Here is a 241-nt window from a genome sequence, read left to right as displayed (position 1 = left end):
GGCCGAAGTACTTCACCAAGGTCGGTGGATCGCTTTGGAAGGTGTGATTCTCGATCTCGCTTATCTGTCGGGGTTGCACGCCACACTGCCTCCCGAGACTCGCGAGGTCATCGGATTCGGCGTCGGGATCGACGACCTAAGGAATCCGCCCGTTGCGTGGAAGGGCACCGACACGTTCATCCAGATCAAATGCGTGAATAACGACTTCGGCATCTATGATGACCCCGACAGCTTTTACGCC

Annotated in this window: 1 pseudogene; it reads left to right on the top strand. The window is 56.8% G+C overall.

Annotated features, from left to right (window positions below):
* Positions 1-241, top strand: a pseudogene (locus OH705_RS28540) (transglutaminase); the annotation flags it as partial.

Source organism: Pseudomonas sp. BJa3, from assembly GCF_026343815.1.
Lineage (GTDB): Bacteria > Pseudomonadota > Gammaproteobacteria > Pseudomonadales > Pseudomonadaceae > Aquipseudomonas > Aquipseudomonas soli.
Note: the sequence above shows the minus strand (reverse complement) of the source record. Positions and strands in the feature narration are given on the sequence as shown.